Below are 15,602 nucleotides of genomic sequence, written 5' to 3'. Positions count from 1 at the left end.
GCAGCTTACGGCGTGGCGTAGCCCGGCGGCTGTTCGAACAGGCCGCCGCGCCGAATCTCGAGCGCCCGCCCGATCCTCAGCGCCAGCGGATCCTGGAAGCGGCGAACCGCGATCTGCAATCCTGCGGGCAGACCATTGACGAGACCGATGGGGACGCTGAGCGCTGCCATGTCGAGGAGGTTCACCATGCGGGTAAACGTCCCAAGCGGCGTCGTTGTCTCATCGATGTCGGCCAATGGCGGCGCGGTAATCGGCGCCGTTGGCGTCAGGAACGCATCGGCGCCTTCGAGATCGCGATGAAACTCGATCTGCGCGGCTCGGCGCCTTGCAATCAACTCGTGATAAGCGGCGAGGCCGATTTCCCTGCCCTTGAGAACCCGCATGCGGATCGCCGTGCCGACGCCGCTGTCCGCGGGTTCCACGTAACGGCCGAGATGATGCCAGGCTTCGACGGCCATGATGTCGCCGGCCAGGGCCTTGTAGGTGTCGTAAGATTGCGGCATCGGCATCCGATCGACATTGGCACCGAGCGCCTCCAGTTCAGCGACGGTGGAGTCGAAGCGGTCCAGGATGCCGGGGTCTACGCCGGCAAGGTCCACGGCCGAGGGGATGCGCAGGCGAAGGCCCGATATGCTCCGCTCGAGCCCGTCGAGCGGCGAGGTCGGCGCCACGCCAAAGGTGGCCGGATCGCCGGGATCGGGACCCTCGAGCGCGGCCAGCAGAAGGGCTGCATCCTCCACCGACCGGGTCATGGGACCGATGCTGTCGAAGGACATGGCAAGCGGCAGCAAGCCGCCGCGCCCGATAAGGCCGAAGGACGTCTTCAGGCCCACGATTCCGCACATGGCGGACGGATTGCGGATAGAGCCCGTAGTGTCGGTGCCGAGCGCGACCGGCACCAGTCCGGCGGCGACGGCCACGCCCGAACCGCTCGACGATCCGCCCGGCGCGCGCGGGATGGCGCTGTCACGCGGGTTCAGGGGCGTGCCGGCGACCGGGTTGGTCCCCCAACTGCCAAAAGCAAATTCCACGGTGTGCACCTTGCCCAGCAGGATCATCCCGGCCGCGATAAGGCGTTCGATTGCCGTTGCCGTGGCGGTTGCGAGTTCGCCCGCAAGCGCTTTCGAGCCTGCCAGGGTCGGATAGCCTTCGACGTCAAGCAGGTCCTTGGCCGCGAAAGGGATACCGTCCAGCGGCCCTTTCGAGACGCCGCGACGGCGACGCTCGTCGGCTTCGCCGGCGGCCTGGAGCGCAGCCTCAGGAAACAGCCGGACGAACGCATGCAGCGAATTGTCATGAACGTCGACACGATCCAGCGCGCGCCGGACGATCTCGGTCGAGGATGTGTTGCCATCGGCGAGCGCGCGGCTGAGTTCGGCGGCGGTGGCGAAGGCGGAAATCCCTTGGGCGGTGGCGTTCATGCTGTCCTACCTGTGCGAGTCGGTGAAATGAAGCATGGAAAACCTCGTTGCGGGAGAGCCAATTGGGCCCGGAGATGAAATTGAAGCCGTTGCTGATCATGGTTGCGCCGAACGGAGCGCGCAGAACGAAGGCCGATCATCCGGCTCTGCCGATGACCGCCGACGAACTTGCCGAAACGGCGAGGCAGTGTCTCGCTGCCGGCGCCGCCGCCATCCATGTGCATGTCCGCGATGCTTCAGGCCGGCACACGCTTGACGCCGCGCTTTACCGGGATGCCATCGCGGCGATCCGGGAGCGGACGCAGGGCGTCATGGCGATCCAGATCACGACCGAAGCGATCGGGCTCTATTCGCCACGCGAACAGATGGACCTTGTTCGGGCGCTTCATCCGGTTTCCGTCTCGATCGGCTTGCGTGAGATAATCAGCGATGGCGAGGCGGAGCCGGCCCGCTTCTTCGCGTGGGCCGGTCGGGAAGGCATCGCGGTCCAGCACATTCTCTATGATCGGGCCGATCTCGACCGTTTCATCGATCTGCGGCGGCGAGGCATTCTGGCGGAGCCCACAAGCCCCCGGCTGCTGTTCGTCCTTGGACGCTATGCCGCCGATCAGGAAAGCCGGCCCGAAGACCTCGATGTCTTCCTTGAAGGGCTCGATGCGCATGGTCTTGAAGGCGCCGTATGGTCGGTCTGCGCCTTCGGACGGGGCGAGACCTTGGCGCTGACGGCGGCGATCGCGGCGGGAGGGCACGTGCGGGTCGGCTTCGAGAACTCTCTCTGGCACGCCGATGGCAGCCTCGCCCGCGACAATGCCGAACGGGTCGCGGCAATCGTCGAAGCCGCTGGCCGCACGGGGCGCCCGATTGCTTCTGCCGCGCAGGCGCTTGATATTCTCGGAATTGCCCGCCAGCAGTGAGGGCCCGCGCGCCTTGTTAGGGGATCGGCCGCGCGCCTGCAAATTCGCCAGGGTAGGACGGGCACGGTCTCGAACGGACCCGTCATATCCTTGCATCCAAATCGGGCGGCTTGCCTTGCGAGCCGTCTTCCTTGTGCGTTTTATCGCGGATGGCCCGGAACAATGGCCCCGATGAGGGGTTTGGTCGCGACATAGCGAGCGACGGAGCCAGCGATGTCCGAGCATGTTCCCCCAAACTCCTCCAGTCTCAGCAGACGAAGCTTTATGACCGCGACCGTCTCCGCGGCTGCGGTGACTCCGCTTCTGGCCTCGACAGCCAGGTCCGAGGAGCCTCCGGCTGCTGCCGCCAAGCCAACCGAGCCTGTCATGACAACACTGACCATCAACAAGCAGCCATACAATCTGGCGCTCGACAGCCGAACCAGCCTGCTCGACGCCTTGCGCGACCATGTCGGCCTGACGGGCACGAAGAAAGGTTGCGATCATGGCCAATGCGGTGCCTGTACGGTGCTGGTCGATGGCCATCGCGTGCTCTCCTGCCTCAGCTTCGCGGTGATGAACGAGGGCAAGGCGGTAACCACCGTCGAAGGGTTGGCGTCGACGGATGGCGGCCTGCATCCGATGCAGCAGGCCTTCATCGATCACGATGCGTTCCAGTGCGGCTATTGCACGCCCGGCCAGATCATGTCCGCGATCGGCTGCGTCCACGAAGGACATGCCGGTTCAGAGGACGACATTCGCGAATATATGAGCGGCAACCTTTGCCGATGCGCGGCATACCCGAACATCGTCGCGGCAATCGTCCAGGCCCGCGACCAGATCAGGAGGGCCTGAGATGCATCCTTTCGTCTATGAGAGGCCCGCCAGCCTCTCCGCGGCGGTCGCCGTCGCCTCGCGGTCGGCCACCAGGCATCCGCCGACGCAAGCCCCCGCGCAGTTCATTGCCGGTGGCACCAATCTCGCCGACTATATGAAACTCGGCGTCGCCCGGCCGGAACGCTTGCTCGATTTGAACGGTCTCTCCGAACCGGCATTGCGGCGGATCGAGACCGGTGGTGAGGGTCTGCGCCTTGGCGCTCTTGTGCGGATGGGCGACGCGGCCGAGAATGCCGAGATCAAGCGTCGGTATCCGGTGATCGCGGAGAGCCTGCAACTGGCGGCAAGCGGCCAGCTGCGCAACATGGCAAGCCTTGCCGGCAACATCCTGCAGCGGACCCGCTGCGAATATTTCCGCGAAACCTCATGGCCGTGCAACAAGCGCGAGCCAGGCTCGGGCTGCGCCGCGATGGAGGGGTTCAACCGCCAGCATGCCGTGCTGGGGACCAGTGAGAACTGCATCGCGACCTATCACGGTGACTTTGCCCAGGCCCTGATCGCGCTTGACGCCACGGTTCATGTCCAAGGCCACAACGGGCGGCGAAAGATTCCGTTTGCCAGCCTGCATCGCCTGCCCGAGGACAGCCCTCACATCGAGACCGACCTGGCACCCGACGAGATCGTCACCGCCATAGAGGTGCCCGCCGGCGCATGGACCAGGCGTTCGCGCTATCTCAAGATCCGCGATCGGCAATCCTATGCGTTTGCCCTTGCATCGGCCGCGGTCGCCCTCGACCTCGACGGCGAGACCGTGAACGAGGCGCGCATCGCGCTTGGCGGCGTGGCGACCGTACCCTGGCGGGCAAGAGCGGCGGAGGAGATCCTGCGCGGCAAGGTGCTCGACGAGGCAGCGGCGGCCGAGGCCGCCGAAGCCGCGTTCGCCGAGGCCCAGCCGCGTCGGCACAACGCATTCAAGATAGAACTCGGCAAGCGAACCTTGATCAGGGGGCTGCTCGAAACCCGTGACATGAAGGTGTGATCATGAACGTCGCCGCTCCACAGCCGAAGGAAAACATGGGACAGCCGCTGCCGCGTATCGATGCGCGGCTGAAAGTGACCGGCCAGGCCGAATACGCGGCGGATCTCCCGGCCGCCAACATTGCGCACGCCGTGCTCGCGACGAGCAGCATCGCCAAGGGCAAGGTCGCCAGGCTTTACCTGGATGACGCGCGCTCGGTGCCCGGCGTCCTCGACATCGTCACCTATGGCGACCTCGACAAGGTCGAGACGCCGAAATTCGGAAATACCGGCGCGAGTTCTATCGGGCCGCTGCATGACAAGGCGATCTTCCATGACGGTCAGATCATTGCGCTGGTGGTCGCCGAGACCTTCGAAGCAGCCGAGGAGGCGGCGCAAAGGATCCGCGCGGACTATGCCGAGGAAAAGCCGACCGCCAGTTTCGACATGCCGGGGACAAAGACCATCGACGCCGCCGGCAAAAGCCCGTTGTTCAAGGAGGACGTCAAGGCCGGCGATTTCGATGCCGCGTATGAATCGGCCCCGATGAAGATCGATGCGCGGTATTCGACGCCGACCCAGCATCACAACCCGATAGAGCTGTTCTCGACCACCGCTGTTTGGCATGGCGACCAACTCACCGTTTACGAGCCCTCCCAGAACGTGACCGGCTGGAAAGTCGAGTTGGCGCGGCAATTGAGGCTCGACCCAGCGAATGTGCGCATCGTCTGCCCTAACGTAGGCGGCGCATTCGGCTCGAAGGGGCCGATGACGGCGCGAACGGCCATCGTGGCTGTGGCCGCCAGGCGGCTTGGCCGGCCGGTGCGCTGTGTGGTCAGCCGCATGCAGGCGTTCGGCACCCAGACCTATCGGGCCGAAACCCGGCACCGCATCCGCATCGGCGCCGGCAAGGACGGCCGCATCACTGCTTTCGGCCATGAAGGCTGGGAGGTGACCTCGAGACCCGATTCCTATGTCGTCGGCGGGACTTCGGCCACCGGTCGCATGTATGCTTATGGCTCGGTGCTGACGCATGTCTCGCTGGTGCAGGCGGATCGCAACACGCCCGGTTATATGCGCTCGCCGCCCGAGACGCCCTACGTCTATGCCCTCGAGAGCGCCATGGACGAAATGGCCGTCGCACTCGGCATGGACCCGATCGAATTTCGCCGGATCAACGAGCCCCAGAAGGAGCCGATCGGCGGCAAGCCGTTCTCCAGCCGGTCGCTAATGAAATGCTACGATCAGGCCGCTGATGCCTTCGGCTGGACGAGACGGGATGCGAAAGTCGGCTCGATGCGCGACGGCGACTGGCTCGTCGGCATGGGCTGTGCGACGGCAGTCTACCCGACCGCTGCCGCGCCATGCGCGGCCCGCGTGCGCCTGACCGCCGAAGGAGACGTGCGCGTGCAGTGCGGCTCGCATGAAATCGGCACAGGTGTGCGAACCGTTGCCGGCCAGATGGCGGCGGAACGTCTCGGTGTCGACATCGGCAAGGTCGCCGTCGAGATGGGCGACAGTGCCTTGCCGCCGGCGCCGGTATCGGGAGGTTCGATTTCCACTGCCAGCGTCTGTTCGGCCGTGCTCAAGGCGTGTGATGCTGTGCGCACGAAATTGTTCGCCGCAGCGGTCGCGGAGGGTGGCCCTCTTGCAGGCTCGCACAATGAGGAACTGGACCTCCACGAGGGACGGATCCTCACCAAGGGCGGGGCGTCGGCAAGCACCGCCGATATATTCAAGGCCATGCAGGTAGGCGCCATCGAGGAATATGCCGAATTCGCGCCGAAGGGCTCGACCCCCGAAGCGCTCAAAAAACTCTATGCCGGCCAGTCGGAATTCCATGGCGGCGAGTCCGACGCGGATTCGGTGAAATATGCGTTCGGGGCCGAATTCGTGGAGGTGCACATCAACAGCTACACGCGCGAAATCCGTGTGCCGCGCATTGTCGGTGCGTTCGCCGCCGGGCGCATCATGAACACGCGCACCGCGCGCAGCCAGCTGATGGGAGGCATGATCTGGGGCATTGGCCAGGCCCTGCATGAGGCGACCGAGATCGATACCCGCTATGCCCGCTATGTGAACCGCGACCTGCAGGATTATCTGGTCCCGGTGAATGCCGATGTCAGGGACCTTGACGTCATACTGGTTCCGGAGATCGACCATGAGGTCAATCCGGCTGGTGTGAAGGGCCTGGGCGAACTCGGCAATGTCGGCACCGCCGCTGCCGTCGCCAGCGCTGTCTACCACGCGACCGGCAAGCGGATCCGCGACTTGCCGATCAGAATTGACGATCTGATCGTTTGAGGACCGAGACAAAGAGGATTGCTCCGCCGCAACAAGCGTGGGTTTGTCCTCGCCCAGTTTCACTGCCTTGCGGATCGGGATGCTGATGCGTCAGGAACCGACTGTTTCATGCCAGGGTGATCCGGAACAGCCGGAACCCTTCCCGCCCCATCGAACGGAACTGACCGTAGGAGCGCTCAGCCTTGGCCGCGCAGGATGCTGACGACGAGCAGCGTCAGCGCCGTATTCCACAGCGCCTGCTCGGCCCGGTATTTGCACCGGCAGCCACCACGCCCTGCGCTTGGTCGATGGCGTGTCCCAGCAGGCGCGGAATGAAAAGCTGCAGCGTCGCGGCGATGAAGGTCGAGACGATGGTGATGGCGACCTGCCAAGGGTGGCGCAGCGTCATGCGCATGATACGCAGCAAGGTGCCAGGGCCCTTGCCCCAGGAGGCTTGCGCCACATGGGCAAACGATTTGCCGCGCCCCGCCGCGCTGCCGATTGCTTGCGTGTTCAAGGACCTATCCAAACCGATCCGGACTTTAGCCCGGACGAATGAAACAGACTCAAATTCAAGTGCCACGATGTTACGCGCCTCCCGCGCGGCCGTTCAAGGGCCAATGACAGCTTCGCGCTGTGCCTGAAATGACACGCCGCTGTTTCGCGCAATGATCGCGCTCATCGTCAGGCTGCCCGCCCAAATAGAAAAATTGTTCGTCCCGGCGGCATCGAAAAGCCGATCGTTCCTTTCCCGGCGCACTGAACTCCGTGAGATTTGGGGCATCGATGGCGGCTTCGGCCGCTGGAAAAGGAGCAGCACATCCACGGGCCCGGCTTTCCGGGCGAAGTTTTCAAGCAGCACCCGGAAAGAACCCGGAAAGGAGCTGACATGCCCAGAATAGTGCCCGTGCTCGATCTGAGCCGTCTCGAACAAGGCGCGTCGGAGCGCCGGACGTTTCTGGCGGATCTGCGCTCCGCCTCGCGCGATATCGGTTTTTTCTATTTGGCGGGCCACGGCATCCCATGGGCCGACATCAGCGAGACGCTCGCCGCTTCGCGGCGTTTCTTTGCCTTGCCGGAAGCCGACAAGCTGTCGATAGAGATGGTCAATTCCTCGCAGTTCCGCGGTTATACCCGCGCTGGCGGCGAACTGACCAAGGGCAAGGCCGACTGGCGCGAGCAGCTCGACATCGGCGTCGAGCGCCCGCCCATCGCGCAAGGCCCGGGAATTCCTGCCTGGACGCGGCTGCAGGGGCCGAACCAGTGGCCGTCGGCGTTGCCGGAGCTGAAGCCGGCGCTGCTGGCCTGGCAGGCGAAGGCGACGGCCGTGGCCATTCGTCTGCTCAAGGCCTTCGCGCTGTCGCTCGACCAGGCCGAGGACGCTTTCGATCCGATCTATGGCGGCGAACCCAATCATCGCATGAAGATCGTGCGCTACCCCGGCCGCGAAGCGACCGGCGGCGACCAGGGCGTCGGCGCGCATAAGGATGGCGGCTTCCTGACGCTGCTGCTTCAGGATGACAACAAGGGCCTCCAGGTCGACTATGACGGAAGCTGGGTGGACGTGGATCCGATTCCCGGAACGCTCGTCGTCAACATCGGCGAGCTGCTGGAGCTCGCCTCGAACGGCTATTTGAAAGCCACCGTGCATCGCGTCGTGACGCCGCCCGCCGGCGTTGAACGCATCTCGGTGCCGTTCTTCTTCAGCGCCAAGCTCGATGCCACGATACCGCTGCTCGAGCTTCCCGAGGAACTGGCGGAGCAGGCGCGCGGGCCGGCCAGCGATCCCGACAATCCGCTGTTTCGCGATGTCGGAACCAATGTGCTGAAGAGCAGGCTGCGCTCCCATCCCGACGTTGCGCGGCGTCATTATGCCGATCTGTTTGAGCCCGAGACCCGGGCAGGCTGAGCCATTCGGCAGGTAGAAATTTTTGTAGGGCAGCAAAATTTTAGAATTCTATTCGTCGCCAGAGCGCGAAAATGGGCTCAAGATAAAATTATCGTTCGAGGTTTCCTCCCATTCCTCCGAACGGTGTTCCCCTCTGAAGGTTATGACCTTCTTTCTGGCCGGGCCGTCTTCGCGCCCGGCCATTTTTCTCTGCCGGGAACAGTTTTTGCGGCCTGGGAAGCGCGCCACGACGATACGCGATTTTCTTGGAAATGCTTTCTCTTGCGTTCCACTTGGGAAGGCGCAAACCCTGTCCAATCCAGTCACCACCGCGAAAGAGAGATGCTCATGACATCCAATGTCGCCGTCATTGCCGGAGCGGGATCCGGATTGAGCGCCTCGCTTGCGTGCCTTCTCGCAAGGGAAGGTTTTCGTGTCGTGCTGGCCGCCCGCAACGTCGAGAAGCTCGACCCGTTGCTGGCGCAGACCGGCGCCCAAGCCGTGGCAACTGATGTCTCCGATGCCGCGTCGGTGCAGCGCCTGTGCGAGGTCGCTGACAAGGCCGGCCCGCTGTCGCTCGTGGTCTTCAATGCCAGCGGACGCGCCCGTGGCCCGATAGCCGAACTCGATCCAGAGGCTGTCAGGCAGGCCTTGCTGGTGGGGGCCTATGGCGGCTTCCTGGTTGGCCAGCAAGCGGCCAACCGGCTGCTTTCGCAAGGCTCGGGCTCGATCTTCTTCACCGGCGCGACGGCAAGCGTCAAGGGATTCGCCGGCTCGGCCGGTTTCGCGATGCCCAAATTCGGCTTGCGTGGACTGGCGCAATCCATGGCTCGCGAACTGGCTCCCAAGAACATCCATGTCGCGCATTTCGTCATCGACGGCGCCATTGCCTCGACCGCGCCGGGAGGGGCCCCCGATCCGCAGGATCGACGGCTATCGCCGGACGCGATCGCCGAGGCCTATCTCGGCATCCATCGCCAGAACCGCAGCGCCTGGACCTGGGAACTCGAGCTCAGGCCCTGGGTCGAGACCTTCTGATCGGCACGGCGACCTATGCGGCTTTCGCGGGGCTTCCATGCAAGGCCGCGGGGAGAGTCGACATTGCATGGGGATGTCACTATATAGCGGCGGCTTCGATGGCTTGTGCCTGGAAACGGCAACGTCATCGGGCAGCTGTTGTGACAGCCATTGAGATGCAAACGGACCTGAAAACCGTAAGAAGCAAGTAGAAGCAGCCTCTCGAGGCGGGACAGGATTCCCGCCAAACGATACCCGCCCCCCAGAAACAGAAAATGTTCTTCAATCCTCTATTTCCTTTGGCTCTGTGGACCTTGGACGACATCGGCTTGCCGTCCGGTGGCGACTCGGCTGGAATGGGGACATGCATCCTTCACCGGATGCCGACGTTTATGATTACCAACCGGCTTCGCCGCCAGGGAAAAGCAATATGAGTGAGCACGCCATCGAATTCTTGCAGGGATGGATTGGCGAAAAAGTCCATTGCCAGTCCCACGCCAGGATCGAGAAGCAGGCCGAGACGCTGGCCAGGGAATGCGCTGCCAAGGCGGCCGAGGTCGGCATACCGCTGGAGGATATCCAGGAAGAAGTCGGCGATATCCAGGAACTCATCGCCTCCCGGCTCGAGGAAGCGGCCGAGGCCGACGAGCACCAGCAGGCCGCGAGCAAGGCTGCGGAATAATTCAGGAGCAATCCTGTATGAATACGCGGACCATTCGGTCCGCGTATTTGTCTCAGCCGAATTTCTCCTTCAGCCACGCCTTCGGCAGCGCCGGCACGAAATTGCCGTCGCGGCCGGTCATGTCCTCGTTGGCGACCATCGCATTGAGGACGGCTTCCTCGACGCCCTGGACCACGGCATCGAAGAACGGATCGATGTCGCTGTCGGGGATGAACTCGGCGCGAGCGATCCGGCCCGGCGGCGCCAGGGCCGCGTCGGGATTGGCGGTAGAGAAGGCGAGGAAGATGTCGCCGGAACTGTGATAGCCGAAGCCGCCGGTCATGGCGACGCCGAGCGGCACACGGCGGGCCAGCCGCTTCATCTGATGCGGCAGGAACGGTGCGTCGGTGGCAATAACGGCGATGATCGAGCCTTTTTCGGCACGTGGCGTGCCTTCGCGGATCGCGGGTTCGACGAGCTCCGGCCCGGCGCGCAGGCCTCGAAGCGTGAAATTGCGCCGCTTGCCGAAATTCGCCTGCACGAAGGCGCCGACAGTATAGGCACGCCCTTGCCATTCGGTGATGCGCGACGCGGTGCCCGAACCGGCCTTGAAGCCGAAGGCGATCATGCCGGTGCCGCCGCCGACGCTGCCTTCCTCGATCGGTCCGCTGGCGGCACCGTCGAGCGCCTTGGCAACATGCCCTGATGTCACGTGGTGGCCGTTGATGTCGTTGAGGAAGCCGTCATAGGTTTCCGCTGCCACCGGCAGTCCCCAGCCGCTGTCGAGTGCGGCCGGCAGCACTTGGCTCATCCAGCGCAGCGTGCCGTCGCGCGAAACGCCGCAGGAATGCGTGTTGGTGACGGTGATGGGGAAGTTGAAGGCGCCGGTCTCCTCGACGATATGCGAGCCGGTCAGTTCGCCATTGCCGTTCTGGCTGAAGATGCCGGCGAAGACCGGTGTGGCAAGGTCGGCCCGCGGCCTGGGCAGGATCGCGGTCACGCCGGTGCGCACCGGTCCCTGGCCCACGACGAGCGGGCCGTCGCCTGAAATCAGCGTGGAATAGCCGACCGACACTCCAGCCACGTCGGTGATCGCGTTGAACGGGCCGGGCGTGCCGTCGAAGCCGATACCGAAGCTTCGCGCGCGCGGCTTGCCGGAGGGCGTTTTGTGATGATGCGGATTGTCTGTCATGTCACGGTTCAGAATAGGGAGCCCTGGCTGCCGGGCTCCTTGGCCTTGGTCGCGGTTTTGGCGACCGGTCGTGGCCGCGCCGAGCCGCTGGTCGCGACAGCATCCGCCGTGCCGTCGGCGAACTCCAGGGACAGCGCCATCCCCGCCGTCAATTCCGCCGCACGCTTGACGACGGCGCCGTCGGCATCCTTCACCAGGGCGAAGCCGCGTGCCAGCACGGCCTTGTGCGACAGCGTCGCCAGCAAGCGGTCGGCCTGGGCGACGCGACTGCGCAGCCGCTCCAGCCTCAGCGATGCCGCATGCGTGCTGCGCCGCGTCAGCGCGGTCAGGAAATCCCTTTGGATCCGCTGCCGCCGCGCCGTGGGCTCTATGGTGATGCGGCCCTGCAGCGCCGCCAATTGCTGCCGGTGCCGCTGCAGCGACGCCCGGGCGCATTTCGGCAACTGATCCGCGGCGCGATTGAGCTCCGCGCGCCGGGCCCTCGTCAGCGTGCGCAACGCGCCCTGTGCCCGCAGGAGATTGCGCTCGTTGGTCCGCCACGCCTCGGCAATTCGCTGCGACAGCATTGCCGGCGTCAGTTTCAGGGCGAGGAAGCGTCCGCGCTTTCGTTCGGTCGAAACCATGAGGCCGCGCCCGAGCCGGCTCGCCGCCTCGTCGAGGCGACGACGTGGCAGCGCCAGCAACTGATCGGGCGAGGGCAGCGCACGCGCCGCCGCGCGCACGGACTGGCGCTTGCGCTCGAAATTGCGCGAAACCGCAGCCTTGAGCCGTGCGCCGAGACTGGCGAGCGTCGCTTCGAGGTCGGCCTTCACCGGGACGGCGATTTCGGCCGCCCCCGTCGGCGTCGGCGCTCTCACATCCGCGACGAGGTCGATCAGCGTCCAGTCGGTTTCGTGGCCGACGGCCGAAATCACCGGAATGGCGGAGGCGGCGACGGCGCGGGCCAGCGCCTCGTCGTTGAAGCCCCACAAGTCCTCGAGGCTGCCGCCGCCGCGCGCCACGATCAGCAGGTCCGGGCGCTCGATGGTGCCATCCCTTGCCAGCGCGTTGAAACCGGCGACGGCGGCGGTCACCTCGGCGCCCGCGGTTTCGCCTTGCACCCGCACCGGCCAGACGAGCACATGCAGCGGAAAACGATCCTTGATCCGGTGGATGATGTCGCGGATGACGGCACCCGTCGGCGAGGTGACGACGCCGATGACGCGCGGCATGAAGGGCAGCAACCGCTTGCGGCCCCCCTCGAACAGTCCTTCGGCCTGCAGCCGGCGCTTGCGCTCCTCCAGCAGCGCCATCAAGGCTCCGGCGCCCGCCGGTTCCAGATTGTCGATGACGATCTGGTAGTTGGATTTGCCGGGATAGGTGGTGAGCCTGCCGGTGGCGATCACCTCCATTCCTTCTTCGGGGCGGAATTTCAGCCGGCCCATCGTGCCCTTCCACACCACGGCGTCGAGCCGCGCGCGGTCGTCCTTCAGCGTGAAATAGGCATGGCCGGAGGAGTGCGGCCCGCGATAACCCGAGATTTCACCGCGCACCCGCACATTGCCGAAGGCATCCTCGACCGTGCGCTTCAGGGCGCCTGATATTTCGCTCACCGTATATTCGGTGGCGTTGCTGCGTGATTCGGATGCTGCTTCGCTCATCGGCCGATTGGGGGGTGGTTGCGCGCCGGCGTCAAGCTGGCTGTTTTCAGGTCGGCGTTCAGGTGCGTCTGATCGCTTACCAGCCCGGCAGGATCTGGTTCGGCTTGGTTCGCCGCATCTTGCTGAAGGCGAGTGCCGCGAAATCGAACGTTCCCGCCTCTTCGCCAAGCGGCACCGAGATGTTGTCCAGGCTTTCGGAAATGTGCCGGGCCAGCGCATCGACGATCTCCGGCCGCGAGGTTTGGCCGCGCATGATGCCGATGCGGCAGTCGGGCAGGGCGCCGAAGCCGTCGGCCTCGCCCAGCACCCGCATGCCGGGCCTGAGCGCGCATTCCGGCAGCACCGAGATCGCCAGGCCCGACAACACCGCGGCGGTGATGACCGTTGCGGAAAAGCTGGTGAACAGGATACGATAGTCGCGGTTCTGCTGGTCAAGCACGTCGACGGCGGCGCGTCGCCAGATACAGTTTGGCCGGCCAAAGGCCATAGGCAGCGTCTCCTGCTCGTGCGTGGCGTGGTTGGCCGAGGTGACCCACAGCAGCGGTTCGCGCCGCACCACCTCGGACTGGCCCCGCACGTCGTTATGCGTCACCAACGCCAGGTCGAGATTGCCGCGCTTGATGTGTTCGACCAGCCCCGGCGTCGGTTCGCAGACGACGGTCAGTTCGACGCGTGGATTGGAACGCGTGAAGCGCGCCATGATCTCGGGCAGGAAACGGTCGGCGTAGTCGTCCGGCGTACCGATCCGGATCGTGCCTTCGAGCCGCCGGTCGTCGAAGGCGGCCAGCGTTTCGCGGTTGAGATAGAGCAGCCGTCTTGCGTAGGAAAGCAGCTTGTCGCCTTCCTCCGTCAGTCTGTTGCTGCGCCCTTCCTTTTCGAACAGCGGCTTGCCGATCCGCTCCTCTAGCCGGCGCATCTGCATCGACACCGCCGACTGGGTGCGGTGCACCTCTTCGGCCGCCCGGGTGAAACTGCCAGTGTCGGCGATCGAGATGAAGGTCTGCAACTGATCTAGATCGAGCGGCGCTTTCATCGGCATGATCCATCACTAGTGTTGATGCTTAAGATTAGAAACATTCGTTGGATTAATCAATCGAGCAATGGCAAATTACTGATGTCCACATGAAGGCATGTGAATCGAAGCCGGAACGGCCGCTGTCGCCAGCGCCGATCGCCTGGTTTTGCCCGTTCGAGTCTGAAGGAGACCGACATGGTTACGTTTGATTTCGCTACCGAGACCTCGCGCATCACCACGCGTCCGGCCGTTGCGACGCGCGTGATTAATGCGGTCTCCAATGTCTACCAGGCCTGGAAAAACCGCCGTGCCTTCTATCGCCTCGGCGAGATGTCGGACGCCGAGCTTGCCGATATCGGCCTGACGCGCGCCGACCTGCACGTCGCCATCGACGTGCCGTTTGGCCGCGATCCGACGGCGATGCTGCGCGAAATCGCCAGCGATCGCGTCGAAACCATCGAGGACATCGCCCGCAGGGTGGCCTGATCGGTTGAATTTCGGTCCCGCTGAACCTTTCATCAGTCAGCGCGACAAAGGTTATGCAGGCTTCCCACTCCCTGCCGGTCCCCCGCCGGCCTGCCTGCACGCTGCCCGGTCCTCCCAAGGACCGGGCTTTCTTTTTGCGTTAGGCAAAAGCCAAAACCTGGGCGACGGCTACCGCCGATCCATGCCGCGCTTGAACTGGTCGAAAATCGACTCCATGCCTTTCTGGTAGTCGTCGCGCTGCTGCGCTCCGGTCTCGAACATCTTGCCAAACAGATCGTCGAACGGGTTCGTCGGCCTGCCGCTCGGATTGGCCTGCGGCTGCGGCGCCTGGGGCTGCCGCCGAGCTTGGGGCTGCGGCGCCGGCTGCTCGCCGCCTGATGCACCGCCACCCTGCCGCAGCATCTCCTCGAAGATCTTGCCTAGCGGACTGTCGCCATAGGGGCTCTGGGTCTGCTGCGGCTGAGGCTGGTCCTGCGGCGGCTGCGCGCCACCGCCGAACATGTCCAGCAGCACCTTGCCGAGCGGATTGTCGCCAAAGGGGTTCTGTGTCTGCTGCGGTTGCGGCTGGGATCGGCTTTGCGGCTGTGGCACGCCGCCGCCGAACATGTCCTGCAGCACCTTGCCAAGCGGGTTGTCCATCGGGTCTTGCGATGGCGGGCTCGGCTGCGGCGCCGGCGCCTGGGCGCCGCCCAGGCCGCCTCCCTGGCGCATCATCTGCTCGATGATCTCGCCCAGCGGATTGCTGCCGGCGGCGCCGAAGCCGCTGGCCGCCTGCATCTGCCCCCCGGCCAACTGATTGGTGGTCTGCTTGAACAGCCCGCCCATCATCATCGAGGCCAGGGCCGGCAGCATCTGTTGCAGCACCTGCTGGCTGATACCGGTCGCTTGCGCCGCCTGGCCGGCAACCGCGCGCGACAGATCCTTCGAGCCGAACAGATGCCCCAGAATGCCGTTGCCCTCATTGATGCCTTGCGGCGAGAAGGCCCGGGTCGCGTCCTCGAAATACTTGGCGTGCTGACCGCTCGCCATCGCCGTCATGAAGGCGCCGAGCCCATAGGGATCGGCGGTGTTGCGCCTCAGTCCTTGCGAAAAGGCAGGCAGCAACGCCTCCACCGCAGATTGCGTCTGCTGCATCGAGAGCCCGTATTGTTGGGCAAGCGCCTGCATGCCGCTGCCGTTCTGGGCTTGTGCCAGCATGTCGAACAAGGAAGGCATTGGTCTCTCCTCCGGAAATCCCCGCCGGAGAAGCCTA

The 15,602-nt window shown here is 64.7% G+C and carries 15 protein-coding genes; 8 read left to right on the top strand and 7 right to left on the bottom strand.

Features of this window, described 5'->3' with window-relative positions:
- Window positions 1–5: 5 nt before the first annotated feature.
- On the bottom strand, window positions 6–1,421 hold the full coding sequence (locus FJ946_RS06440) for an amidase (protein ID WP_140566427.1): 1,416 nt from the start codon (window positions 1,419–1,421) through the stop codon (window positions 6–8).
- Between the two features lie 80 nt (window positions 1,422–1,501).
- On the opposite strand from FJ946_RS06440, the gene FJ946_RS06435 reads away from it, so the two are divergent.
- The 4 genes from FJ946_RS06435 to FJ946_RS06420 all read left to right on the top strand — a co-directional run bounded on the left by FJ946_RS06435 (window position 1,502) and on the right by FJ946_RS06420 (window position 6,472).
- Window positions 1,502–2,335 (top strand): 3-keto-5-aminohexanoate cleavage protein, encoded by an 834-nt coding sequence (locus FJ946_RS06435; protein ID WP_210239614.1) that lies wholly within the window; start codon window positions 1,502–1,504, stop codon window positions 2,333–2,335.
- A gap of 213 nt (window positions 2,336–2,548) precedes the next feature.
- Window positions 2,549–3,169, top strand: coding sequence for a (2Fe-2S)-binding protein (locus FJ946_RS06430; protein WP_140524809.1), 621 nt, complete (start codon window positions 2,549–2,551; stop codon window positions 3,167–3,169).
- A gap of 1 nt (window position 3,170) precedes the next feature.
- Window positions 3,171–4,190, top strand: coding sequence for a xanthine dehydrogenase family protein subunit M (locus FJ946_RS06425; RefSeq protein ID WP_140524808.1), 1,020 nt, complete (start codon window positions 3,171–3,173; stop codon window positions 4,188–4,190).
- A gap of 2 nt (window positions 4,191–4,192) precedes the next feature.
- Window positions 4,193–6,472, top strand: coding sequence for a xanthine dehydrogenase family protein molybdopterin-binding subunit (locus FJ946_RS06420; RefSeq protein ID WP_140566430.1), 2,280 nt, complete (start codon window positions 4,193–4,195; stop codon window positions 6,470–6,472).
- 214 nt (window positions 6,473–6,686) lie between these two features.
- On the opposite strand, the gene FJ946_RS06415 is transcribed toward FJ946_RS06420, so the two are convergent.
- Window positions 6,687–6,968: a hypothetical protein gene (locus FJ946_RS06415; RefSeq protein WP_224619155.1), complete on the bottom strand. Its 282-nt coding sequence runs from the start codon at window positions 6,966–6,968 to the stop codon at window positions 6,687–6,689.
- A gap of 93 nt (window positions 6,969–7,061) precedes the next feature.
- The gene (locus FJ946_RS06410; protein WP_140498386.1) at window positions 7,062–7,277 is read right to left on the bottom strand and encodes a hypothetical protein; all 216 of its coding nucleotides are present in this window, start codon (window positions 7,275–7,277) and stop codon (window positions 7,062–7,064) included.
- Window positions 7,278–7,340: 63 nt separating this feature from the next.
- Here FJ946_RS06410 and FJ946_RS06405 point away from each other — a divergent pair, with 63 nt between their 5' ends.
- The 3 genes from FJ946_RS06405 (at window position 7,341) to FJ946_RS06395 (ending at window position 10,038) form a co-directional block, all read left to right on the top strand.
- Window positions 7,341–8,360: an isopenicillin N synthase family oxygenase gene (locus tag FJ946_RS06405; protein WP_140566433.1), complete on the top strand. Its 1,020-nt coding sequence runs from the start codon at window positions 7,341–7,343 to the stop codon at window positions 8,358–8,360.
- A 327-nt stretch (window positions 8,361–8,687) separates the two neighbouring features.
- The gene (locus FJ946_RS06400) at window positions 8,688–9,377 is read left to right on the top strand and encodes an SDR family NAD(P)-dependent oxidoreductase (RefSeq protein ID WP_140566435.1); all 690 of its coding nucleotides are present in this window, start codon (window positions 8,688–8,690) and stop codon (window positions 9,375–9,377) included.
- A gap of 409 nt (window positions 9,378–9,786) precedes the next feature.
- Entirely contained in the window at window positions 9,787–10,038 is a 252-nt protein-coding gene (locus FJ946_RS06395) for a DUF768 domain-containing protein (protein ID WP_140498383.1), read from the top strand.
- Between the two features lie 52 nt (window positions 10,039–10,090).
- On the opposite strand, the gene FJ946_RS06390 is transcribed toward FJ946_RS06395, so the two are convergent.
- The 3 genes from FJ946_RS06390 to FJ946_RS06380 form a co-directional block, all read right to left on the bottom strand.
- On the bottom strand, window positions 10,091–11,209 hold the full coding sequence (locus tag FJ946_RS06390; RefSeq protein ID WP_140566438.1) for a P1 family peptidase: 1,119 nt from the start codon (window positions 11,207–11,209) through the stop codon (window positions 10,091–10,093).
- A gap of 8 nt (window positions 11,210–11,217) precedes the next feature.
- Window positions 11,218–12,849 carry an exodeoxyribonuclease VII large subunit gene (gene xseA, locus FJ946_RS06385; protein WP_140566441.1) on the bottom strand — a complete coding sequence of 544 codons (1,632 nt, stop codon included), beginning with the start codon at window positions 12,847–12,849 and terminating at the stop codon, window positions 11,218–11,220.
- A gap of 76 nt (window positions 12,850–12,925) precedes the next feature.
- A complete protein-coding gene (locus tag FJ946_RS06380; protein WP_140498380.1) occupies window positions 12,926–13,882 on the bottom strand; it encodes a LysR substrate-binding domain-containing protein in 957 nt (318 codons plus the stop codon).
- A 177-nt stretch (window positions 13,883–14,059) separates the two neighbouring features.
- On the opposite strand from FJ946_RS06380, the gene FJ946_RS06375 reads away from it, so the two are divergent.
- On the top strand, window positions 14,060–14,350 hold the full coding sequence (locus FJ946_RS06375; protein ID WP_140524803.1) for a DUF1127 domain-containing protein: 291 nt from the start codon (window positions 14,060–14,062) through the stop codon (window positions 14,348–14,350).
- A 168-nt stretch (window positions 14,351–14,518) separates the two neighbouring features.
- Here FJ946_RS06375 and FJ946_RS06370 read toward each other — a convergent pair whose 3' ends face one another.
- Window positions 14,519–15,565, bottom strand: a complete 1,047-nt coding sequence (locus tag FJ946_RS06370; protein ID WP_140524802.1) for a DUF937 domain-containing protein — start codon at window positions 15,563–15,565, stop codon at window positions 14,519–14,521.
- Window positions 15,566–15,602 lie beyond the last annotated feature (37 nt).

Source organism: Mesorhizobium sp. B2-4-7 (genome assembly GCF_006442685.1).
GTDB lineage: Bacteria > Pseudomonadota > Alphaproteobacteria > Rhizobiales > Rhizobiaceae > Mesorhizobium.
Note: the sequence above shows the minus strand (reverse complement) of the source record. Positions and strands in the feature narration are given on the sequence as shown.

Excerpts from the sequence above, each read along its gene's own strand:
- FJ946_RS06440 (WP_140566427.1), bottom strand. The coding sequence starts at position 1,421 with ATGAACGCCACCGCCCAAGGGATTTCCGCCTTCGCCACCGCCGCCGAA.
- FJ946_RS06430 (WP_140524809.1), top strand. The coding sequence starts at position 2,549 with ATGTCCGAGCATGTTCCCCCAAACTCCTCCAGTCTCAGCAGACGAAGC.
- FJ946_RS06425 (WP_140524808.1), top strand. The coding sequence starts at position 3,171 with ATGCATCCTTTCGTCTATGAGAGGCCCGCCAGCCTCTCCGCGGCGGTC.
- FJ946_RS06420 (WP_140566430.1), top strand. The coding sequence starts at position 4,193 with ATGAACGTCGCCGCTCCACAGCCGAAGGAAAACATGGGACAGCCGCTG.
- FJ946_RS06405 (WP_140566433.1), top strand. The coding sequence starts at position 7,341 with ATGCCCAGAATAGTGCCCGTGCTCGATCTGAGCCGTCTCGAACAAGGC.
- FJ946_RS06400 (WP_140566435.1), top strand. The coding sequence starts at position 8,688 with ATGACATCCAATGTCGCCGTCATTGCCGGAGCGGGATCCGGATTGAGC.
- FJ946_RS06395 (WP_140498383.1), top strand. The coding sequence starts at position 9,787 with ATGAGTGAGCACGCCATCGAATTCTTGCAGGGATGGATTGGCGAAAAA.
- FJ946_RS06390 (WP_140566438.1), bottom strand. The coding sequence starts at position 11,209 with ATGACAGACAATCCGCATCATCACAAAACGCCCTCCGGCAAGCCGCGC.
- xseA (WP_140566441.1), bottom strand. The coding sequence starts at position 12,849 with ATGAGCGAAGCAGCATCCGAATCACGCAGCAACGCCACCGAATATACG.
- FJ946_RS06380 (WP_140498380.1), bottom strand. The coding sequence starts at position 13,882 with ATGAAAGCGCCGCTCGATCTAGATCAGTTGCAGACCTTCATCTCGATC.
- FJ946_RS06375 (WP_140524803.1), top strand. The coding sequence starts at position 14,060 with ATGGTTACGTTTGATTTCGCTACCGAGACCTCGCGCATCACCACGCGT.
- FJ946_RS06370 (WP_140524802.1), bottom strand. The coding sequence starts at position 15,565 with ATGCCTTCCTTGTTCGACATGCTGGCACAAGCCCAGAACGGCAGCGGC.